General features: G+C 65.8%; 24 protein-coding genes. 9 read left to right on the top strand and 15 right to left on the bottom strand.

Annotation, left to right across the window (positions count from 1 at the left end; translation table 11 throughout):
* Together BLV04_RS05855 and BLV04_RS05850 are read right to left on the bottom strand one after the other, a co-directional pair.
* Positions 1-959: DDE-type integrase/transposase/recombinase (locus BLV04_RS05855; RefSeq protein ID WP_093028469.1), on the bottom strand; the 959-nt coding region annotated here is incomplete at its 3' end.
* A 96-nt stretch (positions 960-1055) separates the two neighbouring features.
* Positions 1056-1586 carry a hypothetical protein gene (locus BLV04_RS05850; protein WP_245731704.1) on the bottom strand — a complete coding sequence of 177 codons (531 nt, stop codon included), beginning with the start codon at positions 1584-1586 and terminating at the stop codon, positions 1056-1058.
* A 249-nt stretch (positions 1587-1835) separates the two neighbouring features.
* Here BLV04_RS05850 and BLV04_RS05845 point away from each other — a divergent pair, with 249 nt between their 5' ends.
* Both BLV04_RS05845 and BLV04_RS05835 read left to right on the top strand, forming a co-directional pair.
* Positions 1836-2711: an MFS transporter gene (locus BLV04_RS05845; protein WP_093028967.1), complete on the top strand. Its 876-nt coding sequence runs from the start codon at positions 1836-1838 to the stop codon at positions 2709-2711.
* A gap of 422 nt (positions 2712-3133) precedes the next feature.
* Positions 3134-3862, top strand: coding sequence for a hypothetical protein (locus BLV04_RS05835; RefSeq protein WP_139191864.1), 729 nt, complete (start codon positions 3134-3136; stop codon positions 3860-3862).
* Here the strand turns inward: BLV04_RS05835 and BLV04_RS25855 are convergent.
* The 11 genes from BLV04_RS25855 to BLV04_RS05780 form a co-directional block, all read right to left on the bottom strand.
* On the bottom strand, positions 3859-3987 hold the full coding sequence (locus BLV04_RS25855) for a hypothetical protein (RefSeq protein ID WP_281241807.1): 129 nt from the start codon (positions 3985-3987) through the stop codon (positions 3859-3861). The genes BLV04_RS05835 and BLV04_RS25855 overlap by 4 nt on opposite strands.
* Positions 3988-3989: 2 nt before the next feature.
* A complete protein-coding gene (locus BLV04_RS24315) occupies positions 3990-4472 on the bottom strand; it encodes a hypothetical protein (protein WP_139191863.1) in 483 nt (160 codons plus the stop codon).
* Positions 4447-5238 (bottom strand): metallophosphoesterase family protein, encoded by a 792-nt coding sequence (locus BLV04_RS05825; protein WP_093028959.1) that lies wholly within the window; start codon positions 5236-5238, stop codon positions 4447-4449. The genes BLV04_RS24315 and BLV04_RS05825 overlap by 26 nt, the downstream gene beginning before the upstream one ends.
* A 56-nt stretch (positions 5239-5294) precedes the next feature.
* Positions 5295-6257 carry a diacylglycerol/lipid kinase family protein gene (locus tag BLV04_RS05820; RefSeq protein WP_175534510.1) on the bottom strand — a complete coding sequence of 321 codons (963 nt, stop codon included), beginning with the start codon at positions 6255-6257 and terminating at the stop codon, positions 5295-5297.
* Positions 6258-6706: 449 nt separating this feature from the next.
* Positions 6707-7159 carry an SRPBCC family protein gene (locus BLV04_RS05810; protein ID WP_093028953.1) on the bottom strand — a complete coding sequence of 151 codons (453 nt, stop codon included), beginning with the start codon at positions 7157-7159 and terminating at the stop codon, positions 6707-6709.
* A 133-nt stretch (positions 7160-7292) separates the two neighbouring features.
* Positions 7293-7730, bottom strand: a complete 438-nt coding sequence (locus tag BLV04_RS05805) for a VOC family protein (protein WP_093028951.1) — start codon at positions 7728-7730, stop codon at positions 7293-7295.
* Between the two features lie 26 nt (positions 7731-7756).
* Positions 7757-8200 carry a YybH family protein gene (locus BLV04_RS05800; protein WP_093028949.1) on the bottom strand — a complete coding sequence of 148 codons (444 nt, stop codon included), beginning with the start codon at positions 8198-8200 and terminating at the stop codon, positions 7757-7759.
* A gap of 85 nt (positions 8201-8285) precedes the next feature.
* Positions 8286-8678, bottom strand: coding sequence for a YciI family protein (locus tag BLV04_RS05795; protein ID WP_093028947.1), 393 nt, complete (start codon positions 8676-8678; stop codon positions 8286-8288).
* A gap of 55 nt (positions 8679-8733) precedes the next feature.
* Entirely contained in the window at positions 8734-9114 is a 381-nt protein-coding gene (locus BLV04_RS05790) for a YciI family protein (RefSeq protein ID WP_093028945.1), read from the bottom strand.
* A 91-nt stretch (positions 9115-9205) separates the two neighbouring features.
* On the bottom strand, positions 9206-10513 hold the full coding sequence (locus tag BLV04_RS05785) for an RNA polymerase sigma factor (protein WP_093028943.1): 1308 nt from the start codon (positions 10511-10513) through the stop codon (positions 9206-9208).
* A gap of 153 nt (positions 10514-10666) precedes the next feature.
* Entirely contained in the window at positions 10667-10906 is a 240-nt protein-coding gene (locus BLV04_RS05780) for a hypothetical protein (RefSeq protein ID WP_093028941.1), read from the bottom strand.
* A gap of 485 nt (positions 10907-11391) precedes the next feature.
* Here BLV04_RS05780 and mddA point away from each other — a divergent pair, with 485 nt between their 5' ends.
* From mddA to BLV04_RS05765, 3 genes are all read left to right on the top strand, one after another.
* Positions 11392-12165: a methanethiol S-methyltransferase gene (gene mddA, locus BLV04_RS05775; RefSeq protein WP_093028939.1), complete on the top strand. Its 774-nt coding sequence runs from the start codon at positions 11392-11394 to the stop codon at positions 12163-12165.
* 111 nt (positions 12166-12276) lie between these two features.
* The gene (locus BLV04_RS05770; protein WP_093028937.1) at positions 12277-13062 is read left to right on the top strand and encodes a methyltransferase domain-containing protein; all 786 of its coding nucleotides are present in this window, start codon (positions 12277-12279) and stop codon (positions 13060-13062) included.
* 28 nt (positions 13063-13090) lie between these two features.
* The gene (locus BLV04_RS05765; RefSeq protein ID WP_093028935.1) at positions 13091-13510 is read left to right on the top strand and encodes a hypothetical protein; all 420 of its coding nucleotides are present in this window, start codon (positions 13091-13093) and stop codon (positions 13508-13510) included.
* 124 nt (positions 13511-13634) lie between these two features.
* Here the strand turns inward: BLV04_RS05765 and BLV04_RS05760 are convergent, their stop codons facing one another.
* Together BLV04_RS05760 and BLV04_RS05755 are read right to left on the bottom strand one after the other, a co-directional pair.
* Positions 13635-15737 (bottom strand): SulP family inorganic anion transporter, encoded by a 2103-nt coding sequence (locus BLV04_RS05760; RefSeq protein WP_093028933.1) that lies wholly within the window; start codon positions 15735-15737, stop codon positions 13635-13637.
* A 290-nt stretch (positions 15738-16027) separates the two neighbouring features.
* Positions 16028-16831 (bottom strand): BON domain-containing protein, encoded by an 804-nt coding sequence (locus BLV04_RS05755; RefSeq protein WP_093028931.1) that lies wholly within the window; start codon positions 16829-16831, stop codon positions 16028-16030.
* 378 nt (positions 16832-17209) lie between these two features.
* Between BLV04_RS05755 and BLV04_RS05750 the strand changes: the two genes are divergently transcribed.
* The 4 genes from BLV04_RS05750 (at position 17210) to BLV04_RS05735 (ending at position 24871) form a co-directional block, all read left to right on the top strand.
* The gene (locus BLV04_RS05750; protein WP_093028929.1) at positions 17210-17953 is read left to right on the top strand and encodes an MBL fold metallo-hydrolase; all 744 of its coding nucleotides are present in this window, start codon (positions 17210-17212) and stop codon (positions 17951-17953) included.
* 87 nt (positions 17954-18040) lie between these two features.
* Positions 18041-18898 carry a nucleotide-binding protein gene (locus BLV04_RS05745; RefSeq protein WP_093028927.1) on the top strand — a complete coding sequence of 286 codons (858 nt, stop codon included), beginning with the start codon at positions 18041-18043 and terminating at the stop codon, positions 18896-18898.
* Between the two features lie 157 nt (positions 18899-19055).
* The gene (locus BLV04_RS05740; protein WP_093028925.1) at positions 19056-23870 is read left to right on the top strand and encodes a PAS domain S-box protein; all 4815 of its coding nucleotides are present in this window, start codon (positions 19056-19058) and stop codon (positions 23868-23870) included.
* Positions 23871-23872: 2 nt separating this feature from the next.
* The gene (locus BLV04_RS05735) at positions 23873-24871 is read left to right on the top strand and encodes a diguanylate cyclase (RefSeq protein ID WP_093028923.1); all 999 of its coding nucleotides are present in this window, start codon (positions 23873-23875) and stop codon (positions 24869-24871) included.
* Positions 24872-24874: the final 3 nt, after the last annotated feature.

Raw genomic sequence — 24874 nt, 5'->3', positions numbered from 1 at the left:
ACCCAGGCTTGGGTGGCGCGGTTGAGGGTGTCCAAGGTCAGCCCCGGCTCGCCTTCGAGCATCGCCATCAGACGGCCTTCCACGCGCCCCCAAAAGGCCTCCTGCTTGGCGTTCTGGTACGGTGAATAGGGCAGCGTGGTCTGGTGCAGGACGCCCAGTCGGGCCAATCCGGCGACGGTCTCCTCGGCCAGCATCGCCGCGCCGTTGTCGGTCATCAGGGCACGCGGCAGGCCGCGCTTCATGAACGCCTGCGACAGTCCGTGCACCAGCACCTCGGCGGTCTCGTTGGTGTACCACTGCAGGTGACAGACCAGGCGCGAGCGGTCGTCGATGACGCCGAACAGCAACGGCGTCAGCCAGGTTCCGGACGGCGTGAGCACCTTGCGCGAGCCGTGGTGGAAATCCAGGTGCCACAGCGCGGAGACGTATTCGACCTCGAAGCTGCGCACCTCGCGCTGCTCCAGGCGATCGCGTGCGGCCAACGCGCCGGCGGTGTCGCGCTTGGGGGTGGCGCGGCGAACCATCCCGTGGGCCTTCAAGTAGCGCCGCACGCTCGGATAGGACGGCACCGGGGTGGCGGTGCCGGCGAGGGTCGCGGCCAGGTTGTCGCGATGCAGCTGGGCGGTCCAGCCGGGATGATCGCGGTACTGCGCCTGCAGGGCCTCGCGTGCGGCGGGCAGCACACTCGGGAAGGCCCCGCGGTCGGCGCGCACGCGATTGCGCAGCACCGCCACCGGATCGGCGGCAGCGCGCGCGGCGTAGTACCAGCGCTCGAGGGTCGACACACCGAACCGAACATCCAGGCCGGTGACGGGATGGCGCCAGGTCTTGGCGGCCAGGGTGGCCAAGGCCGCCTGCAAGTCACCGTCCGGCGGCGGGGCGGCGAGTAAGGGACCAATGATCGCAAAGCGCACGCGGGCCCAACGCTCGCGTTGCGGAACCTCGATGGGGATCGACATAGGGGTCTCCCGGCTGCGGCGCCGGGGGTTCCGGCACCTTCGCGATCAGCCTAGCGGGGTGCCCCGGCGCCTTCGAGCTGCATCCTCTGCGTGGCGTCAGCCGCCCTCGTGCAGCCTGCACGAACGACTCGTCAAGGGGCTTAAAAAGCGCAGCAACGCCACCAGGGCGTCCGCGGCATCCCCGAGGAAGCGCTCGAGCAGACTCCCCGGCGCCTGCTGCAGATCCACCGGCGGCACAAAGCCCCCCTGCGCGCCGCACCACAGCGGGGTCTGCGCCAACTGCTCCCGCCACCAAGTCTGCCAGCGCCGCAGGGTGCGGATCGGGACCGCCAGCGTCGCGGCCAAGGCGTCCGCTTGGGGGTGATGCCCGGTATGGCGCACGGAGGCCACCACGACGACCACGCCCAGATAGACCCGCCGGCCCAGGAACCGCACCGAGCGCGGCGTCAGGCGCCGCCGACACTGCGCACAGCAGAAGCTGCGACGCGTCGCGAACGCCGCGCGCCATGGCTCCGGACAGCCGCGGGGTTTACGGGGGTAGTCGGCCTGATGCAGCGTGCCGCCGCAGGCAGGGCAACCGGCCTCTCGGGCGGCCTCGGCGAGATCCTCGTCGATGTGCAGCAACACGGCGAAAAACGTGGGGCTTTCAAGGAAGGCGTGGCACACTGATGGCGTCTCTTTGTCTTCGCAAACAAGAGACTCTCCCGACGGGTGCTGTTGTTCAAGCACCCCGAGGGAGGCCCACCGCTCTCCCTCATACAAGTTGACGATTTAAGAGGAAAAACCCATCAGGGAAGGTGGCCGTACTCAACAGCGGTTTCCGCGCTTGCCTTCCTGCTCCTGCCCTGGATCTCTGGCTGGGGCGGTGGCCCGGTCATGTTGCTCGGCTTCACGGCACTTTGGGTCGTGACCTCGTCTGCACTGCGCGCACCGCTCTTCGGACTGCTGGCCCGGCATGCGACCAAACCGCAAGCGCCTCGGCTCACGGCCATTGCCCTGCTCGGCATGGGGGTTGCCGCTGCCCTCTCTCCATACCTCGGGACGCTGCTGAAAGGGCTGGATGCGCGGCTGCCGTTCGCGCTCTCGAGCCTCTCGTTGCTCCTGGTGGCGGGCGCCTTGGTGGTGGCGGAGAGACGACTGGTTCCCGCGGCTGTGCCGAGCGCTGCGCCTTCAGCCCCCAGGGTCCCGGTCTTGAGCCTACTCCTCGCGGTCTTTCTGGCCGCGAGTGCCGTACAGGTCGCGGCTTTCATCAATGCCGCGCCGCGCTACCTGCGCGACGTCGATCCACTCTGGCTTCCCTGGCTGCTCCCGGTCTTCTGGATCGGATTCAGTCTGGCGCTCTATTGGCGAAAGGGCTTCGGTGCGCGAGTCGATACCTTGCGGGTCTTTGCCATCGGCTGCCTCGCGGGAGCCGTCGGATTCGCCTCGACCGCGATTGCCGGGCTTGGTCCCGCGATCCTGGGCTTCGGGATCGCAGGCTTGGGTTGGGGGCTGACACTCGGAAGCGCCTTCGCGCTGGCGGCGGAACGGGGCGCACCGGACCGTGTGGCAACCTTCATGGGCATTCTCTTCGCCGTGCTGGCTGGTGCGGCCTTTTTGCGGATCGGCCTGGGATTGACCGGTTGGCCTCAGCAAGCCGGATGGGCACCGTATCTGGTCGTGGCACCGCCTTTGGCCGCGGCACTGGCGGCCGTGCCCATTCTGACCGCGATGCGTCTGCGACGGCTGCGCGGGTCTTTGGATCCTCGCTGAGGCGTTGAGCGAGACCGCGCTCCAAGGGCCGCTCGGCCATGAGGGCCTGTGATCCTCCGATTGGGGTGCGGGGTCTCGACAGGACGCGCCAACGACAGCGATCCGAACGGCTCGGCCAAGAGCGCGCCACGGGGTGAGGACGTCTGGCTGTCGGTCGGTCAATCCCTCGCCAACGAATCCGCACCACCTGTTCCGACCGATCCGCCGGATTTTATCCAGGGAATTGAGTAAGCTGCCCCCGGCGCTGAAGCAAGGCACGGGTGCCGATCGGGCGCCCCTCCGAGGGCTTCTCGCAACCGGTCCCGTTTGAAGGAGCGCCGAGTCATCCCGACCTCGGTCAATCAAGTGATGATGTCGCACTCCAACGGGTTGCAGACACTGCAACTTCGTCCGTTTAATCCAGCAGGTGATCCCTCTTGTCGATGAAACCCCTTGTGATCGAGAACGATGCCATCTCCGACCTCGCGTTGGACGTCACCCAGGCGGTGCTCGCCAGGAGCGAGGAAGCCCGGGCGATCATGGAGGATCCATCCGGCCCGATCGATCTGGCGCGGGCCTTGGCGGACTTCTTCCCGATCGCCGGAGCCTTGGAAAGCGGAGCGGCGCACCTGGATCAGGAACAACTGCAGGAGTTCTGCGACTACGGGCTGAATTTGCTTGACCGTCTCGCCTTCCTCGTGCGGAAGGTCGAGATCATGGACCGGAGAGACACGGTCGCGCGCCTATTTGCCTCGATGGGGGTTTGGGTGGCCCGCCGCGGCACGACCATCGACAACCTGGAGGGCACCGCCGACGGCTTCGGCATGATCGTGAACGCGACGAGCGCGACCGATGACCTGCGATCCTTGTGCGGCCTCATGGAGGAGGTCATCGAGGCGGCATCGATAATGTTACAACTGGACGAGGACCGTGGTGACGCCTGGCGTCCTTGGCGCGTCATCAATCTCAACGCCGGCATTGCAGCAACGCGATCGCTCGACCCGGAGCTCATGGAGCGAACGTTCGAGAACATGGGCCGACGGCTGCCTTACGACATGCCGGGTTTCCTTGCCGACGGCATGCGGCAAGCGGCCTTCCAAAACGTACCGGATGCGGTCAAGGACGTGATGCGCAGCTACATGGAAAGGTGGCCGACCAACGCGCTCCACTAGCCGTGATCGACCTCGTATCGGACCGATCCGATCCGGGCATCCAGATTCACGCGCGGCAGGCTTTCCCGCAGCTCGGAACTCAAGGGTTGGGGTTGGGGTTGGGGTTGGCGTTTTCGCTTGGTCATGGTCAGCCTCGCATGCCTCGCAGCAGCTTCATCATGTCGTGGACGATCCCGAAGAAGGAGCGTCGCCTGCGCAACAGGCCCAGGATCTCGCCTTCCATCTCACGCTTCGGCATCCCCTGGGCCGTGGAATAGCGCAGCGCGGCGTCGTTCATGAAATTGACATCGGTGCCGATGAAGTGTGGCGTGCTGTCGAGGAAGTCGTTCATGCGGCGATACTGTTTGAGATCCTTGAGCACGAAGCTCTCCTGGAGCTTGGCGCGATAGGCGCGCAGGAAGGCCGCGGAGAAGTCCTGCCGGTCTGCCCGACCTAGTGATATGCCGAGATCCAGCCTGCGTCCAGGAGCGGTCGCGAGACGGCAACGTCGCCGCCGAGCAGGGTTGGGCAGGGCCGCACCGGAGTCGAGCCGTCGGGCAAGTGATCCAACAGCCCGGCCCTCTGCCACCGGGGCGCGCTTGCGCTCAGACCCCGCAGGAGAGCCAGCCATCCTCGCCACGTTGGAAGCCGACGGCACCGTCGGGCGCGTAGGCGCTGCCTTGCCAGCGCCAGTGCTCGACGGAGAGGACATCAGGGTCGCCGGTGATGAGGTTGAAGCCGTTCAGCTCGCCGACCAAGCGACTGGAGACTCCACTGCCTGCGTGCGCGACGACGACACCCCCGGCGACGCCTGCATAGCCCAGATGCACGTGGCCGCCGAGCGCCAGATCCAGACCTGTCTGGCGCAACCTGGCGAGCGCCAGCGCACCGCGGCCGACGAGGCGGCGGTGAGCGCCGGCCGCGGTCAGCAGCAGCGGATGATGTGCGACGAGGATGCGAAGGCCGGCGCCGGACCGGTCCAGGCGCGTAGCAAGGCGGGCGATCTGCGACTCGCCGAGACGACCGCGGGACCAGTCCAGATAAGGGCCTCCGACGCGCACGCTGTTGGCGCCGACGGCGAGAAAACCCGGGCCTTCCACCTCCGGCTCCAGCCCACCCGGAAAGTGGCGCAGCCAGCCCCTCCAGGGGTCGACGAAGCGCGCCGGCGTCACACCGGGGATGTCGTGATTGCCGGGCACGGTCAGTACCGGCTGCGGCAGCCGGCCGATGAACGCGGCGGCGGCGGCCAGTTCGCGCGGGCGCGCGCGCTGAGTCAAGTCGCCGCTGACGGCCACCAGGTCCGGCGCAAGGGCGTGGATCTGCGACTCCAGCGCGGTCACCAGGACAGGCTGCTCGGTACCGAAGTGCAGGTCGGAGATGTGGACGATACGGGTCATATGGGCGGTTCGTCGGGGCTTCGGAGATCGCTGACGGGGATCGCTGGCGCGGATCCTTAGACAGCCTTCTCCCGAGCCATCGCAGACGGCGGACGCGACGCCGCGTCCAGCACCGACAGCGCGCGGGGCTGGATCTCATAGCGCAAAGGCAGTTCCAAACGCACCCGCTCCCCGTCGTTCAGGACCATGATGCGCCGGCCCCTGCGGCTGGCCGATGGCGCCTGCACCGTAAGTTGCGGCGCGTCGTGATGGAAGATCAGCGGCTCGTCGGCCCAGGAGCCGTTGAGCAGCCGCAGTGCCACCCGCGGCAGCTCCCCAAACGAGCCCTCGCGCACCCCGTAGATGCCGAGCAGCCCGCCGTCGAGCCGACCGCGCCGAGGGTACAGGCCTGCCTGCGGCAGCACCGGATTGTTGGAGATGACCAGGGCGCGGCTTCGCAATGTCAGCGTTTGGCCGTCGAGCTCCAGAATGATCCGGCGATGGGGATAGCGCCACAGTATCCACAGTGCCTTGCTCAGCAGTCTTGGCCACAGCCGCAACGCACCTTGGCCGCGGCCCGATTCACGGATCCGGGCCAGTGTCGTCCCCATGCCCAACATGGATGCGCACAGGAACAGCTCGCCATTGACCCGACCAACGTCGATCCGACGCGGTTGGGCCTCCAGCAGCGCGTCCACGGCCAGCATCGGATCGAGCGGTAACTCGAGATCCCGCGCCAGCAGGTTCGCAGTGCCCATCGGCACGATACCGAGCACCGCATCGCGGTCGAGCAACGCCTTGGCCACGGCCAGCACCGTACCGTCGCCGCCGAGGACGTAGACGTGTCGGGCGCCGGCGTCCAAGGCCTCGTCGAGACGCCGTCGCCAGTTGACCTGCCGGCCCCGGGCGTTGTCGAAGCCAATGACGCCGGCGTCCACGCCGCGCTCGCGCAGCCGCCCGGCGACCCGACTCGAGAGATCCAGGTCGCCGCCGCGGTTCTCGCCGGAGCGACTGTTGGAGATGATTACGGCTTCGCGCATCGGGTATGGACTACGTCTCTCGGCGACCGGCGGCAAGGCCCAGCGAGATCGAATCGGACTGCCCGGTATCGCCGGTGGATCTCGGCGCTCTCGTGGCGGGGCGGCATCGTCATCGCTCGTCATCGCTCCTCATCGGTGATTTCCGGACGGGCTGCGAAAGGATTTGTGCTCGGGTTTTCTCGTAATCGTACCGCAGCGTCTGAGCATCTGGTGCAGGTGGCGCCGGCTTCGAGCACAACCTCGGTGTGCGCCGTGACCGACTCGTAGACCGAGATCGTCGCCTCCGTCCCGGTACGCACGAGCACGCCATCGACCCGGCCGTCGAGCAGCCGCGTCGCCACCCGTGTGCCGGCGGGCGCAGAAGGTGTCGCTAGGCCAGCACCCGCCGGACCGCGCCAGCGGGCGCGGTGACCGTCATCGTACGTTCGGCGACCAGTGTAGCGCGCGCATCATGACATCTCCGCAGGCGGTGCCGTCTCCACCAGCCGCGCCAGCAGCTCCAGCGACTGCTGCCAGCCCAGGTAGCACATCTCCGGCGGTACCACATCGGGCAGGCCCTCCTGCGTGATCGACAGCTCCGTGCCGCATGAAACGGCCCGCAGCGCCACCGTGGTCACCATCTCGCCGGGCAGATTCGGATCGTCGAATCGGTCGCTGACGACGATGCGCTCGCCCGGCACCAGCGCGTGGTATTCGCCGCCGAAGCTGTGCGTCTCGCCGTTGGCGAAGTTGATGAACGAGGTGCGGTAGTGCCCGCCGACGCGGGCGTCCATCTCATGCACGACGGCGGTGAAACCGTCGGGCGCGTTCCACTTGGACACGGCAGCCGGGTCGATGAAGGCGCGGTAGACGCGTTCGGGCGGAGCCTTCAGCACACGGTGCAGTCGGATGGTGTGGGGCATGGCAGTTGTCCTCTGATTTGGGGGGTGTATCAACGCCCGTCGAACGCCGCCTGCAACGCGGCGAGGTCGAACCATAGGTGCGGAGTGATCAGATCGATATCGGTCATGTTCGAGCCTCGTACCCTTGTGATGCTTACGTTTGCATGCCGGTTTGCAACACTGCCCACTTGATGCCGAACGGGTCTTCGAGCAGCCCCCAGTCGTCGCCCCAGAACTGGCGTTCATAAGGGGCGAGGATCTTGCAGCCGGCAGCGACCGCGCGATCCCACCAGGCACGGCCGTCGGCCACAACGAGTTGCAGGTGTCCGAAGTCGGCCTCGATCGTGGTCTTCTCGCTGCCGTCGGCGTTCATCCCGCCGTAGTCGGTCATCATCAGCGCGCCGCGATTGATCTCGACCTGCGCGTGGATCAGCCCCGGCTTGCCGTCGGGGAAGGACATGCGGCCCAGCTCCGTCGCGCCGAAGGCGCGGGCGTAGAAGTCGCAGGCTTCGGCTGCGCGGCCAGCCATCGCGAGATAGGGAATCACGCCGTTCATCACGGCCGGGTCGGTTGGAAGCGGTGCATCGTTCATGACATGGCTCCTCGGGTTGGCGGACGTCAGGGTTCCAGCCACAGAATTTTGTCGCTCTGCGGGTCGAACGGGGCGGAGAAGTGTTCGTGCACCACCCGCCATTTGTCTTGCTGCTTTCGGTAGCAGGCGGTCATGCGCATCCAGCCGGACATCTCCTTGCCATCCGGTCCGGTGCCGCCGCAGCGGTTGAGCGCGTGGACGAACGCCAGATCCTCTCCAGCGGTGATCTGAAGGTCGTGGAGCTCGAAGATCATCGGGCCGCTGCACATCGTCATGCAGGTTTCCCAGTGCGTGCGGTAGGCGTCGGCGCCCTTGAACTGCAGGTGCGCGATGGCGTCGAAGGCGACGATGTCGGGCGCGTAATGGGCGAAGACGCGGGCGACGTCTTTGGCCCGCACGGCGCACGCCCAGTCTTCCAGTTCGCTTCGGATCTCGGTTTCAGTGCGTGCAAGGGTGGACAGGGTGTTCATGACAGGTCTCGTTCGGGTGAGTGAAACGGCTGTGTATAACTGCTGGTCGATCGGCAGGTGGCCAAATCGACATCGGTTCGTCCGTTCAGCAGGCGGATTCCGGCGCGTTGGCTCCCAGTGCGCGCAACGTCTGCAAATCCTCCGCGACCGGCCGCACCTCGACGCAGCCAAACTTCGCCCCTGGGATGCGGGACGCCACCTGGATCGCGTCATTCAGGTCTCGAGCCTCGATGAGGTAGTAGCCGCCAAGCTGCTCCTTGGTCTCGATCCAGGGCCCGTCGGTGACCGAAACGCGGCCGCCGCGCACCCGGACGGTGCTGGCGGCATCGGGCGGCAGCAGCCGGTTGCATCCGAGGTAATGGCCGCTTTTGCGGATACCGTCGGTAAACTCTCGGTACTCCTCGAAGTGCTTGTCCGCATCGGCGCGTGGCATCTGCTCCATCACCTTCTCGGCACAGATCAGGCACAGGTATTTCATGACGCTTCTCCCGGTGAATGGTGGATAGAGGCCGACCATCGGCACCCCGCGACGCTCAACAGCCTTCGGCGTTCGCGTGCGACAGCGCGTCGACCCCGGCAACGGTCTCGCGGATCGGCCGAATAGGCCGCACTTCGATGCTGCCGACCCGCGCCGGCGGGATCCCCGCCGCGAGACGGATCGCCTCGTCGAGGTTTTTCGCCTCGATCATGTAGAAGCCGGCAAGCTGCTCCTTGGTCTCGGCGAAGGGTCCGTCGGTGACCGACACTTGGCCACTGCGCACGCGCACGGTGGTGGCTGTCCGGACCGACTGCAGCGCCTCCGAGGCGAGACACTGGCCGCTTGACCGGATCGCCGTGTCGTAGGCGACGCAGTCTTCGTCGGGCAGCTCGTCGAGGCATCCTTCGTCGAGATAGACGAGGCACAGGTATTTCATCGGGTTGCTCCTTTGTGGGTCGGGTTCGGTGGCGGCTTCCATACCTCATAGTCGAACGGCACGCGGAGAGATCGACAAACCGCAGGCGACATCACGCCGGTAATTCCGCGAGTCGCCGCTCGAGGAAGCGGCGCTCGGGCTCCTGCCGGGCCAGCGCAAGCGCCCGTCGGTAGGCGGCCCGCGCCTCCTCGGTTCTGCCCAGGCGCCGACACAGATCGGCGCGGGCGGCGTGCGCAAGGTGGTAGTCGGCAAGCTCGCCGCGCGCGAGGATCGCATCGACCGCCACCAGCCCGGCCGCGGGGCCGTCGCGCATCGCCACCGCCGCGGCGCGGTTCAGCTCGACCACCGGAGACGGGTCGAGCCGCAGCAACAGGTCGTAGAGACCGACGATCTCGGCCCAGTCGGTCGCGGCGGCGGCGGGCGCCTCGGCATGCACTGCGGCGATTGCCGCCTGCAGTGCATAGGGACCGGCGTGACCCGAGCCTAGTGCGCGCTCGACCAAGGCCACGCCCTCGGCGATCAGCTCGGGGTTCCACAACGACCGGTCCTGCTCGTCGAGCAGCACGAGATCGCCCGCGGGTGTGGTGCGTGCCGTGCGCCGCGACTCCTGCAGCAGCATCAGCGCCAGCAGACCGATCGACTCCGGTTCGGGGAGCAGCTCGGCCAGCAGCCGGCCGAGCCGGATCGCTTCGCCCGACAGGTCGGCGCGCGTGAGCGAATCGCCGGCCGATGCCGAGTAGCCTTCGTTGAACACGAGGTAGATTGCGCGCAAAACGCTGTCGAGCCGGGCCGGCAGCTCCGCATGCGGGGGCACTTCATAGGGGATGCGCGCGTCGCGGATCTTGGCCTTGGCGCGCACGATGCGCTGCGCGAGCGCGGGCGGCGCGACGAGGAAGGCGTGCGCAATCTCCTCTGTGGTGAGGCCGCACACCTCGCGCAGCGTGAGTGCAACCTGCGCCTCGGACGACAGGGCCGGATGGCAGCACGTGAAGATCAGCCGCAGGCGGTCGTCTTCGACGCTATCCGCGTCGCTCAGCCCGTCGGCCACGTCCACGCTCGTCGGATCGGGCCGGTCGTCTAGGTCCTCCATGAAGTCGAATCGCGTGCGCCGCCGCACTGCATCGATCGCTTTGAAACGGCCGGTCGACACCAACCAGGCGCGCGGGTTGGCCGGCATGCCCTCATGCGGCCATTGCTCGAGCGCGGCGCGAAAAGCATCGTGCAGCGCTTCCTCGGCGAGGCCGAAGTCGCCGAGCAGACGAATCAGCGTCGCGAACATGCGGCGCGACTCGGTCCGGTAGATCACCTCCAGATGCTCACGCACCTTCCCGGCCGCACCGGCGGGTGCTTCCGGCAAAGACTGGTGCGAGTCGTCCGATGAAACCTGACGGTCGCCCATTCGCTCCTCCCGGGTCGTCTCGGAATTCGGAAACCATCGTAGGTCAGACCGTTGGCATGTCCGACATGCTTTCAGAAGGCGACTTCACCACCTCATTGGGCTGGACACCATGCGTGCAGCGGCCTTCGGAACGGCGCCTTCGAGGCCGAGGGTCTACTCCGCCGTCCAGACATGGACTTGCCGGACCGCCTTGCCGAGCGGAAGGGTCAGATTCTCGAAAGACTTCTGCTCCGAGCCGATGAGACAGGCGCCTGCATAGCGCGGCACCGCAGGGTGATCGGCGACATTGGGGCCATCGGAACAGTCATCCGCCATGGCGACACCGGGGACGAGCAGCACGGCGGCAACAAGCCAGTCTGAGATCAGAACGCTTGGTCGAGCAGTCGAGGTCATTTCTCGGGATCTCCTGAGCGATGAATGGACATTGCAGTCGGGTTTCCGCGATCGATTGCGACAAGGGTCCGCATGTGGCGTTGTTCTCTAATCCGCGGTCAGCGGCAGCCCCTGAGGCGCCACCGGGGTCGCGTCCGGGCCCAGCGGACCGGGTGGCGATCGGGGATCCGTCCCGACGCCTTTCTCCGCATCACGCTTCGGCATCCCTTAGGCCTTGAATATAGCGTAGCGGCAGCGTAGCGCGGCGTCGTCGATGCTTCGGTCGCCGTCCGACCTCGAGGTGCTCGACCACCCCCTGCAACCAACCGAAACCCTCCGACAACAAATTCGATACGCGCTGGAAGCCGGCGCGTTACAGCGGCGGTCCAGACTCATCTGCAACCGGCTCGGACATGGCGCCTCGCCATCCCGACCGGGAAACCTCGATCACCGCCTCGCGACCGACCCGGCGGTGATCCGTTGCAGATCGATCGGAGGAGACCCGCATGTTCAAACGTGTCACTGTCTTTACCTACGGGGTCGTCAGCTACCTCGTCTTCTTTGCCAGCTTTCTTTATGCCATCGGCTTCATCGGGAACATTCTGGTGCCCAAGTCGATCGACTCGGCGCCGACGGTTCCCTTCTGGACCGCGGTGCTGATCAATAGCCTGCTGCTCGGGATCTTTGCGGTGCAGCACAGCGTCATGGCCCGCCCGGCCTTCAAGCGCTGGATCACCCGTTACATCCCGCGCGAGGCGGAGCGCAGTACCTACACCTTGACGGCCAGTCTGCTGTTGATCGCCCTGTTCGTCTGGTGGCAGCCCATGGGCGGGGTGATCTGGAACGTGACCGACCCGGTCGGTCAAGCCGTGCTCTATGGTCTCTACGGCTTCGGCTGGGCCCTGGTGCTGGTCGCGACTCTCCTGATCAACCACTTCGACCTGTTCGGCCTGCGTCAGGTGTGGCTGCAGCTCATCGGCAAGCCCTACACGCCGCTGCGCTTCAAGACCCCCGGCCCCTATCGGTTGGTGCGTCACCCGCTTTATGTCGGCTGGCTCTTCGTCTTCTGGGCGACCCCGACCATGACCGCGGCACACCTGCTGTTCGCGCTGCTGACCACGGGCTACATCCTGATCGGCATCCGGCTGGAGGAGCGCGACCTGCTCGAGGCACACCCCGAGTACGCCGGCTATCGCAAGCATGTGCCCATGTTGATCCCCCGACTCGGCGGCAAGGGTCGCGGCGGCGGCCGCATCGCCGCGGTCGGCGACGGCACCTGAAATGACAGCGGAGCCCCGGTCGGCGGCTCGACGATCGCACCGACCGGGGCAACCGAAAGACGACGGACCTAAACATCCACCCGAGACCAAACCACCCGAGGAGACATCACCATGGCCGTTATGAGCCCCATCGATTTCGACGCCGAGTATCTGCGCCACAAGGTCCGCGAGACCTACGACCGGGTCGCCCGCGACCCCTACGACACCTACCACTTCCACCGCGGTCCCGACTACGCCAGAGACTACCTCGGCTATGACCCCGCGGAGCTGGCCGCCCTGCCGCCGATCAGCGTCGATCGCTTCGCCGGTGTCGGCAACCCCTTCGCTGCGGGCGACATCCATCCGGGAGAGACGATCCTCGACCACGCCTGCGGTGCCGGGACAGACCTGCTGATCGCGGCCCGCCGCACCGGCCCGGAGGGCCGGGCCATCGGGGTCGACATGACCCCCATGATGCGCGAATGCGCACAGCTCGGCGCGCAGCTCGCCGGGCTCGCCGATCGGGTCGAGATCCGCGACGGACGCTACGAGGCCCTGCCGGTCCCGGATGCCAGTATCGACGTGGTCATCTCCAACGGCGTGGTCAACCTGGCGCCGGACAAGACACGGGTGTTCCGGGAGATCCACCGCGTGCTCAAACCGGGCGGACGCCTGTATCTCGCGGACGTGGTGGTCGCACGCGAGCTCACCCTCGATGCCCGCGCCAATCCGGACCTCTGGGCCGCCTGCATCGCCGGTGCCTTGGTCGAGGACGAGCTGCCGGCGCTCGCCGAAGCGGTCGGGCTGCGTCGCGGTCGGCTGGTCGGCTGCTACGACTGCTTCCGCAACACCAGCGCGGCGGACAAGGTGGCCAGGGATCTCAAGGTCCACGGCGTGACCTTCTTCGCCGTCAAGTAATCGACTTCAACAGATCGGAGACAACGAAATGAAACAAACACGCGACACGGCATGGTGGTACTGGCTGGCGAGCGCCGTTCTGCTCGTCCAGGCACTCTCGGGCTGCCCGCTCGGCTTCACGCCGGTCATCGTCCTGACCCTGATCCAGACCCTGCACTTCTGGATCCGCGAAGGCGGTCTCGACCCGCGCGGTCTCGCTGCCTTCCCGGTGCAGGTGCGGATCGGCTACCTGAGCTGGCTCATCGCGGGCCTGGCCGATCCCACCGGTCTGATGCACGGCATCCAGCTCGCAGGCACCAGCGCCATGGTGCTCTTCGGCTATTGTCCGATGGCACGGATGGTCTCGCTGCTGCCCTGGAACCGGCGTCAAGCCTTAAGTCTGCGGCTGGTGGTGCGGACCTTTCTGCAGGCCCCGACGGCCGGGAACATTCGCATTCAAGCCAACTGATCGAGATCCCGGACGAGTCACGGGAATACGCCATGCAGGGGCGAATTCATTCGCCCCTGCATGCTGGCGGTTGCCTTCCGGTACCTCGAAAACAAGCCTCGCTACAGCGCACCGCCTCCGGTCGTCACTTGTTTTGAGGCTCGGAGGCGCCCTCATAACGCTCGAGCAGCTCTTTCAGCGCAAACTCCTTGTTCGGAAAGAAATGATCGCGTCCGAGCTTCTCGACGATTCCCGTTTTCTCGAGCACGGACATGACCTGATGCTTCAATCCGCTGAAGTAGAGCCCGATGCCTGCGTCGCGCAGCTGTTTGGCGACTTCGTTGATCTTTTCCTCGCCCGATGCGTCGATCTCGTTGATCCCGCTGCCGATGATCAGGATCACCCTGGTCTTCGGAAACTCGGCGATGGCCTCCAGCACGATGTCCTCGAAGTACGCAACGGTCGAGAAGGTCAGCGAGCCGTCGAAGCGGACCGGCACCACCGTCTCGCTGACCGGCGCGAGGTTGTGCGCCTTGATGCCCCCGAGCGTGCCGTCGGGTTTGCGTGCGACGATCTCCGCGCGTGGACGCATACTCTTGATCAGGTAGAGCAGCACCGTCAGGACGATGCCGAGGAGGATGCCGTTGGCGATTGCCGGGGCCATCAGGAGGGTTGCCAGAAAGGTCACGATGCCGACGATCGCACCGCCACGGTCGACCTTCCAGGCGTGGACCAGCGGCGCGACGCGGATCAGGCCGAAGACGGCCATCATCACGATCACCGCCAGCACCGCCTGCGGCAGGCTGTAGAGGTAGGAGGTGAAGAAGAGCAGGAAGACCATCACCGCCAGCGCGCTGATGACGGCAAAGAGACCGGTCTTGGCGCCTGTCTTGGCCGCGACGGCGGATCGCGAGAAGGATCCGCTGACCGTGTAGGAGCTGAAGAAGCTGCCGACGATGTTCGCCAGACCCTGTCCAACGAGCTCCTTGCCCGCGTTGATGCGCTCGCCCGTGGTGGTGGCGATGGCCTTGGAGATCGAGGTCGCCTCCATGAAGCCGATCAAGGCCATCACGATCGCGGCCGGAAGCAACGCGAGGATGAGATCCCAGTGGACCTCGGGCACCGCGAACTGCGGCAGGCCCTTTGGAATCTCCCCGACCACGGCCCCGCCCGAGGAGAGCGTCACCGTTCCGTCGCGCGTCTCCACGAAATGCCAGACCCGACCGTCGCGCGCCAGCCCCTCGGGGACTTGGCCTTTGGCAAAGAGGAGCATCGGCCCGTCCGGGATCGGCGAGCCTTCCAAGCGGATCGCGTGCAGATCGATGCGGCGCGCGTTGTTTTGCGACCGCGACTGATCCAGCTCGTACTGGAAGAGACGCACCGACGCCGACAACTCCGCGGCGCGCTTGATGGCCTCCATCCCGCCTTCCTGCTCGAGCCGGGCAGCCTCGCGGCTGCGCTCCGCGATCAACGCGGTGAGCGCTTTGATGCGCATCTCGGTCTGGTTGTACGACTCGATGGTCTCCACCGTCCGCACGTCCTGGATCTGCTCGATCCCGACCGTCGATTTGTGCTCGAAGCCGATGAGTGTGGACCCGGCAGTTGTTGCGAGTACGGCGATCAAGACGCCCGGGAGCTTGGAAGAGACTCGTTTGATCCCGTTGATGAGGAGAAAGGCCACAAGCGCGAACATCAATGTCGGCCAGTGCGTCTCGCCGATCTGCTGCACCACGCGCCAAAGGTCGGCAAGATAGAAGTCCGAGCGCGGAAAGGGAACACCGATGATCTTGCTCAGCTGCGAGAGCCCGATGATCAGCGCCGCCGCATTCGTGAAGCCCACGACCACGGGGCTCGACAGCAGGTTGACGATAGCCCCGAGCTTGAACAGACCCAGTGCGAGACGCAGCACGCCGACCATCAAGGCCAGCATGATCGACAGCTCGATGAAGCTCGCGCTTCCCGGCGACGCGAAGGGGATGATCGCCGCCGCGGACATCAGCGAGAGCATCGCCACCGGGCCGGTGTGCAGTTGACTCGACGAGCCCCACATCGAGGCGATCATCACGGGGATAAAGGAGGCGTAAAGCCCGTACACGACAGGTAAACCCGCCAACTGGGCATAGGCCATGCCTTGGGGCAGCAACACCAAAGCGACCGTGATTCCGGCAATGATGTCGTCGCGCGAGCCCTCCCGAGACATGGGGAACCAGCGCAAGAAGGGCAGAACAGGATGCAGGCGTTCCATCATGACGACTCGTCCGGCTGATAGAAGAACAACCACGCACTCGATGGGTGCGCACACATGATCAGCGACGAGCTAGGTTAACGACCTACTGGCGATCGGACCAATCGATGATTGGCGTCCGTGGCATAGCTGATGATCGATGTGTGCCGCAACCGAAGGGGATCTCGGGCGATTTCCGGGAGTGAGCATCCCGCCCGCACGGACCTGCAGGTCCCGGGGCAACTTAAACCGCTCCCGGCGGTCGTTGCTTTCCCGGAAATCATGGCGGTGCACAGAGACGCGCACCGCGAGCGTCACATGGGTCTCTCGAAACTCAGCAGCGATTCCACCTCGCGCACGCCCAAGATGTCGCCGGCCAGCGCCTCGGCAACCTGGCGTTCGGCCAGCGACGTGACGGTGCCGCGAAGCAACACCACCCCGTCGTTCGAGCTCACCTCCATGCTCCCCGCGTTCACGGTGGTGTCGTAGCGCAGGACGGCCTCGAGGCGATCGGCGATCCAGGTATCGGAGCGCTTGACCTCGGCGAGGGCAGCCTGCCGCTCGCGCTCCGCGGTCAAGACATCCGGGTCGACGTTGATGTAATTGAAGACCTCGCGAACCCCTTCGGTGGTTCCGACGAGAGTCGCCACGCGATCGGACGCTCCGGCCGAGCCGACTCGACCCTTGAGGCGAGCGATGCCCCCGTCGATCTCGACGGCAACCTCCAGCCCGCTCGTGCTGCTCTGCCACTCCAGGCGCTCCCGAATCCTGGTCGCCACATCCAGGTCTTCGACCCGGGCAGTGAGCGGCCCCGGGCTCCGTGCGAAGGGTGCGTCCAAGTCGAGCGCGTTGTCCACCGGCATCCCGTTCGCAACCAGCTTGGCCAGATCCTCGGCCAGGGTTCGCTCGATGACGCTCGGTACCGACCCCTCGATGCGCAGGCGCCCGTCCCGCAAGAGGACCTGGATCGAATAGCCGCTGAGGTGTTGGTTGAGCGCGATGATGGTCTCGACCTTGGCGGCGGTTGCGAGATCGGTATCGGCTCGCAGGGGCGATGCCGAGAGCAGGGCCAGCACTCCCCAGGTCATCAAGATGCGCTCCGGTCGTATCGATCTCATGTGCTTGGTTCTCGCTGTCGGGAATTCAGAATGCAGGCGCCGACGCGGCGCGCTCGAAGATGTCGACTCGGAACGACCATGAGCTGTCCCGTCCGTGAATCCAAACACGCCGCCGGACGATCCGCGAGCTCGGTGGCTCGCACGATGCGCACACCCTCGGTCGGTGCAGGCTGATTATTTGGCGGAGATGGTCAATCATCAATGTGCAGCGGCTGAGTCGGGCACTAAAGTTCAGCGAAGTGGACATCAGCACCCTCGATGCCGAGTGACGGTCTCGCCCCGCTCTGCGGGCCCTGACCAGCCGGCTTTCCCGCAACCCCGACCCGCACCGGCACGGGCGACCCGAGCCAGGTCTCGGGAGGCCCGAGGAAGCGACCGATGACCGACCCTTCCCGCATGACCATCCTGTTCGACAATTATCCCGGCGTCCCGGGCCTGACGAGCCTTTGGGGTTTCGCGGCCCTGATTCGGGTCGCAGACCGGACGATCCTGTTCGATACGGGCAGCAACGGCCGCGTCCTGCTGAAGAACATGGCCGCGCTCGACATCGCCCCGGAATCGGTCGATCTGCTCTTTCTCTCACATCCGCATTGGGACCACATGGGTGGATTGGACTCCGTGTTGGAGATGAATCCGCAGGCGACCCTCGTCGTGCACGAGGGTTTCTCGAAGCATCTGATCAATGATCTTCATGGTCTGTGCGGCGAGTTGGTTGTCGTCGGGACCGACCCTGTAGCGCTCGCCCCGGGCGTTTTTTCAACCGGCATGCTCGACAGCGACCCTCCCGAGCACGCGATGGTGATCGAGGCCGACGGCGTCACGGCAGTCATCAGCGGCTGCGCACATCCCGGAATGGAGCGGATCGTCGAGCACGCCTCGCGCCTTCTGCGGAAAAAGATCGATTGGGCCATCGGCGGTTTTCACCTCATGTACTCGGACGCCGCGGGGATCGACCGGGCGATTCGCGCGCTGCAGGATCTGGAGGTCGCCTACGTGGTGCCGACCCACTGCACGGGAGATGCCGCAAGGGACGCGTTCCGTCATGCGTTCGGCGCGCGCTGCATCGATGGCGGCGTTGGCCGGGAAATCGGCCTTGTCGGACGGGCGACGTCGCCCGGGTAGCCGACGGGCGTCCTTGTCGGCATGAGAATGCCGACCGGATCAGGGTCGGCAGAAAGATCCAGGCTCGCTAAGCAGAGGTATTGAACAATGGCCGGAGAGCAGACGCGTCGAATCGACCAGCCAACGAGAGCGCTCGCGCGCAAACGCATCCTGGTCTGCGGCAAAGGGGGAAGCGGCAAGAGCACCCTGGTCGCCTTGATCGCTGCCGTTCTGCAGCGAAGAGACTATCGGGTGATGGTGCTCGACGGCGATGCCTCGAATCCCGAGGGTCTCGTTCGTCTCTTATTCGGCGTGGGCGTTCAGAACGAGCCCAAACCGTTGATCGAGTTCTTCGGCGGTACCGAGCGCGTGACCTGCCCGGTGGACGATCCCTCGCCGCTGACGCGGATCGGCGAGTCGAACCCGGTGCCGGCAAAGCCGATCAATCTGTCGACGGAGATCGGCCCCGAGTATTCACTTGAAAGAGGCAATCTGCGCCTGCTGCAGGCGGGGAAGATCGAGACCTACGGCCAAGGCTGCGACGGACCTATCGAGAAGGTTGTGAGAGACTTCATGCTCGACGACGAGGTCGTCAGCCTGATCGACGAGAAGGCCGGGGTCGAGCATTTCGGCCGCCGAATCCCCGATCGCATGGATATCATCCTCGGCGTTCTCGACTGCACCCGCGAGTCCGTCTCGATCGCCCGGCGGATCCACGGATTTACTACGGAGATGGGGACCGACAACGCCTGGTTCGTCTTGAACAAGGTTGAATCCCAAGCGATGTCCGATCAAATGATGGATCTGCTCGGTGACTTGAGCGAGAAGGTGACCGGAACGGTACCCTATGTGACAGACTTGGTGAAGGCGGCCCTCGCCGGCTCTCCGATCGATGAACACTTGGCCGCGAAGCATGTCGACCCGATCGTCCAGCGCCTGGAGGGCATCGCATCGCAATACAGGTGAAACGACGCCGACCTGTCGGTCCGCCTGATCCCGGCCGAAGGTCCGCGCCCCAATCCCCGGCCCTCGCCCGCAAGAGGAAAGAACCTGCGTCCGAACAAGGTCTTCGCGACTTCCCCTCCCCTCGCGGGAGGGGGCCGAAGGGAGAGGGTCTGAACAGGTGCTGCATCAGGTCAAACGGTTCATCGCCAACACGTCGCTGCGGACCCTCCTGGTCACCGGATTCACCGCACTGGTGATCGGCGCCGTGGGCACGGTTGGCCTGTTGTCTTATCACGCCGGCCAGAATGCCGTGACCACTCTCGCCGAGCAGTTGCTGGCGGAGATCGGCGACCGCGCCGACCAACGCATGGCCGAGTATCGGACCGGGCTGCGCAATATCGTCCACACCAACGCGGTGCTGATTCAACAAGGCCGGCTCGATCCCGACGATGTCGACGGGTTGGAGCGGCATTTTGCAGCCCAGCTTGGACTCTATCCCGGCGCGGACAGCATCGGTTTGGTCACCGAGCGGCGAGAATTGCGGATGCTGGCACGACAGGGGAGCGACGCCCTGATCCTGCGCCGATTCGACGCCGCGACGGGTTACCGCCTGCATCACTATCGGGCCGATTCGCAGGGCCACCCGCGCGAGCTGATCGAGTCGCGCGAGAACTACGATCCGCACGACGACCCGCCGGGGAAACCCTGGTATCCGTCCGTGCGTGAGGACGGACAAGGCAGTTGGCGCCTGTCGGTGAGCCTGGCAAAGGGGCAGAAAAACCCCGCCTTGGTCAGCTTTTACGCCCTTCCGTTCGACGATGGACAGGGCACACCACAGGGCGTATTGGTCGCCGGCATGACCCTGACGGACATCGGCGAGCTCCTTCAGGGTCTGCGGATCAGCCACCACGGGCAGGCCTTTGTGGTCGACCGCGAAGGTCTGTTGGTCGCCACTTCCACCGGCGAAACGCCGTTCGACAGCGGGGCATTTCACGACCACGCGCAGAACGTCGCGGTCGAGCCCCGGCGCCTCGCGGCGATCGCCAGCACCGATTCGGTGACACGTCAGGCGGCTCGGCGACTGCTGATGCTGCAGCCGGAGCTCAAACAATTGACGGCCCCGCTGAGCTTCGACTTCGATCTCGACGGGCAACGCTACCTGGCTAAGATCACCTTGACCGACTCGGGTATCAGCCACCCGGATTGGCTCACCCTGATCGTGGCGCCGCAACGGGATTTCACGGCCCTGATCGCAGAGCAGATCTCCCGAACGCTCCTGTTCGCCGCGTTGGCGCTATTCATCGCCGTCTTGCTGGGCTTGGTGGCCGCCGGGGCGATCAGCCGCCCCTTGAGAGAGCTGAGTGCGGCGACCCGACGATTGGCCGAGGGCGAGTTTGATCAGCCACTCCCGCCCTCGTCCATCAGAGAGTTGCGGGAGCTCGGCGAGTCGTTCGACCGCATGACTCGGCGGTTGCGCGATGCGTTCGCAGAGCTGCAACAGCTCAATCAAAACCTGCGCGTCGCGGAAGGTGAGCTGGCAGCCCACACCCGGCATCTGGAACAGCGGGTCGCGGAGCGCACTGCGGCACTGAGGCAGAGCGAGGCACATCTGCGCAGTTATTTCGAACAGCCGCTGATCGGCATTGCCGTCACATCGCTGGACAAAGGCTGGCTCGAGATCAATGACCGGATGTGCGCCATCCTGGGCTATTCGCGCGAGGAGCTCGCGAACAAGACCTGGGCAGACCTGACCCATCCCGATGATCTGTCGGCGGATGTCGCCGAGTACGAACGGGTGATGCGCGGCGAGATCGACGGCTATTCGCTCGAAAAGCGCTATATTCGCGCCGATGGCCGGGTGGTCCCCACGGATCTCAGCGTGGCCTGCGTTCGTGGGCCGGATGCTGAATGCCGGTATTTCATCGCGATGATCCAAGATGTGACCGAGCGCCGCCGGACCGAGGAGGCATTACGGGAAAGCGAGGAAAAATTCCGCCTCGCCTTCGACAACGCCAATACCGGGATGTGCCTGGTCGACATCCAAGGCCGACTCCTGCAGGTCAACGACAAGATGAGCGCCGTCTTCGGCTATAGCCGTCGGGAGCTGGAGGGGATGACGGTCAACGACCTGGCGGTTCCGGAAGACGCGGCGCTGAGCGCGGAGTATATCGGTCGCGCCCTACACGGCGGCAGCGACAGCGCAACCTTTGAAAAACGGTATCGCCATCGCGATGGCCGAATCATCCATGGACAGATCGCCTCGACACTGGTCCGCGATGTCCGCAGCCAACCCAGATATTTCATCTCCCAGGTTCAGGACATCACCGCGCGCAAGCAGGCCGAGGCGGCGCTGCTCCGCGAGCAGGCGTTCAGCCAAGCCCTCATCGACGGTATTCCCGGCATCTTCTCTCTTCTCGACCGGACGGGGCGTTTCTTGCGCTGGAACGACCGGGCACGCCGTCAGGTCCTGGGCCATCTGAACGACGGGGACATCGACCGAATCAATGCCCTGGAGATGTTCCATCCCGACGACCGCGACCGGATCGCCCGACACATCGACGACCTCTTCGAAACCGGACGAAACCAGACGTTGCAAGGCCGGGTGCTGGTGCGCGGGGGACCGGAATACCAATGGTTTTTGCTCAGTGCCCAGCGGCTGATGACGGACGCCGACCGTTACCTGGTCGGCATCGGCATCGATATCACCGAGCTCAAACAGGCCGAGGAAAGTCTGCGCGCCAGCGAGGCGCGATACCGCCTGCTGGCCGAAAATTCAAGCGATTTCATCGCTGTTGTCGATCCGGAGGACCGTTACACCTACGTCAGCCCCTCGGTGGAGAAGCTGCGCGGCTATTCCGTGGACGAGGTGATGCAACAGAGGTTCGCGGAGGGACTGCGCCCGCAGTTCGCCGCATCTGTCGGCGCCCATCTTGCCGAGCGCCGCGCCGCGGCCGAGACCGGTGCCCTGCTGCCCGAGTTTCGCGACGATTTGGAGCAGTTCCGTAAAGACGGCACGACCGTCTGGACCGATGTCACGATCACCCCGCTGGTGGACGCGGCAGAGCGATACAGCGGCTGCCTCGTGGTCTCGCGCGACATCAGCGAGCGCAAGCGTTACGAGCTGAAGCTGCAGGAGGCCCGCGCGGTTGCCGAGACCGCCAGCCGGGCCAAGAGCGAATTCCTGGCCCAGATGAGTCATGAGATCCGCACCCCGATGAATGTCGTGCTTGGCCTGGCCCAAGTGCTCAACCGAGAGCCGCTCACGGCCGATCAGCGCGATATGGTCGAGCGCATCCGCATCGCGGGACAGTCGCTGCTTGCCATCATCAACGACATCCTCGATCTCTCCAAGATCGAGGCCGACCGGTTACGCCTGGAGCCGCGCACCTTCACGCTGGAGAGCCTGCTCGAGCGGCTCGACGCCCTGATGGCGCCGGGCGCCCGGGCCAAAGGACTCGCCTTTCGGGTCGAGTTGACGGGACCATCCCCGGGACCGCTCCTGGGCGATGCCTTGCGCCTGGAGCAAGTGGCGATCAACCTGCTCGGCAACGCCATCAAGTTCACCGAAGAGGGCCAAGTGACCCTCTCGGTACGGACGCTGCGCAGCGACGCGTCCGCCATACGCCTGCGCTTCGCTGTCGAGGATACCGGCATCGGCATCGCGCCGGAGGCCCTGGAGCGGCTGTTCACCCCCTTCACCCAGGCCGAGGAAGGCATCACGCGGCGCTTCGGCGGCACCGGGCTCGGCTTGACCATCAGCAAACGCCTGTTGACCCTGATGGGCGGCGAGATCGGTGTCGAGAGTCAAGTGGGCCAGGGCAGCACCTTCTGGTTCGAGTTGTCTTTGGCACGGGCCTGCGCCGATGAAGCGGCCTTGTCGTTCGGCGCCCAGGGCGCTGCCGAGTTGTCCCGGCCTGCCGGGCCGCGCTTGGCCGGCACGCACGTCCTGGTGGTGGACGACAGCGCCATGAACCGCGACCTGGCCGAGCGAGTCCTGGCGCTCGAAGGCGCGACCGCCACCCTGGTTGCCGACGGCCGACAGGCCGTTGACCAGCTCAAGGCAGGCGCCGCGGCCTTCGATGCCGTGCTGATGGACGTGCGCATGCCGGTGATGGACGGCCTGACCGCGACCCGGCTCATCCGCGAGGAGCTGGGTCTCAAGGACCTGCCGGTCATCGCACTCACCGCGGGCGTCTTGCCCGCGGAGCAGGAGGCGGCGCGCGCGGCCGGCGTCAGTGCCGTCCTGCCCAAACCACTGGATCTGGAACAGATGACGATGCTCTTGTCGAACTGGATCAAACCAGGTGCGCCGGTGCTCGGAGCCGCCGCCGCGGTGTCGTCTGATCGGGCGGTGTCGTCTGATCGGTCGGCGACGCCCACTGAGTCGTTCGCCGACGACACGACCGAGGGCTTCCCCGACATTGCCGGCATCGACCGCGTCCGGGCTGCCGAGATCCTGATGGATAATCGGGAGATGTTCCTCTGGCTGCTGCAGCGGTTCGCCGAGAAATACGTCGACGCTGCCGAGCACACGATCCGGGATCTGACCCTGGGAGACCGGGAAACCGCCGCACGGCGGATGCATACCTTAAGGGGCGGGGCGGGCCAGCTCGGCGCACAGCACCTGATGGCCTTGGCCGGAGAACTGGAAATGGCCATCGACCGAGGCGAAACGGGGCTGGACGATCGGCTCGCCGCCCTGGACCACAAGGTCGCGGAGCTGTTGGTGGCGAGCGCGCCTTGGCGGGATGCTGCCGTGACGCCCGGCACACGGGCACCGGCAACACCTGTTACCCTGGATGCGAATCGTCTCGAGGCACTGCGCGCAGACTTGCGTCGTCGCAACCTGCGGGCCCGGCACCGCTTCGAAGAGCTGCGTCCGGCGCTTGCACGTGAGCTGGGCGAGTCCGCAATCGAGGCACTCGAGCGCGCCATCCGAGATCTGCGCTACGAGGAAGCGCTCGGGATCCTGGATGCTGTCGAGGCCGCCTGAACATGCAGTATCACCGACAAGGCAAGCGCGTGACCGCCATCGCCAGAATACTGATCGTCGACGATGATCCCTCGGCCATCGAGGTCTTGGCCCAAGCCCTCGAGGGTCAGGGTGAGCTGTACTTTGCCGTCAGCGGCACGGACGCCCTGGCCGTCATGGCGAATGACCCGGCCGACCTCATCCTGCTCGATGCCGACATGCCGGACCTCGACGGGTTTGCGACCTGTCGGATTCTAGGGCAGACGTATCCCGAGGTCCCGGTGATCTTCGTCACCGCCTTCGGCGACGAGGGGCACGAGATCCGGGCACTCGAGGCCGGAGCGGTCGACTTTATCCATAAACCCATCAAGCCGCCCATCGTGCGGGCCAGGGTCGGTGTCCACATCAAGCTGGCCGCGTTGAACGTCGAGCTGCACAGCCTGAGTAACCGCGACCCGCTGACGGGCATCGCCAATCGCCGTGCACTGGATGAACGTCTGGCCCTGGAGTGGCGGAGGGCGGCGCGATGTCGACAACCGCTCGGCCTGCTCATGATCGATGTCGATCATTTCAAGCGCTACAACGACCGCTATGGCCACATCCAGGGCGACGACTGCCTGCGTCGCGTGGCCCGGGCAGTGGCCGAGACGGCCAACCGATCCGGCGACCTTGTGGCCCGCTACGGGGGCGAGGAATTCGTGGTGCTGGTGTCCGGCGATTCACTCGAGAGCGCCGTCGCGCTGGGCGAGAAGGTCTGCGCCGCGGTGCGCGCTCTGGCCATTCCTCACGACGAATCCGACGCGGCGCCCATCGTGACGGTGAGTATCGGCATCGCCGGGGAGGTTCCGTTTCCACCGGCTGTCCAATTCAGCGCGACCGATCCGCCCGTCGACGGCGCCGCCGCGGGCCTGAGGCCCATCGAGTCGTTGATCTCGCGGGCCGACCGGGCACTCTATACCGCCAAGGCCGCGGGCCGAAATCGCGTCTGCGTGGACAACCCCGGGCGTCGGGTACCCGGCTGATCG

The sequence above is a fragment of the Thiocapsa roseopersicina genome (assembly GCF_900106925.1).
Taxonomy (GTDB): Bacteria; Pseudomonadota; Gammaproteobacteria; order Chromatiales; family Chromatiaceae; genus Thiocapsa; species Thiocapsa roseopersicina.
This window is presented reverse-complemented; position numbering and strand designations above follow the sequence as displayed.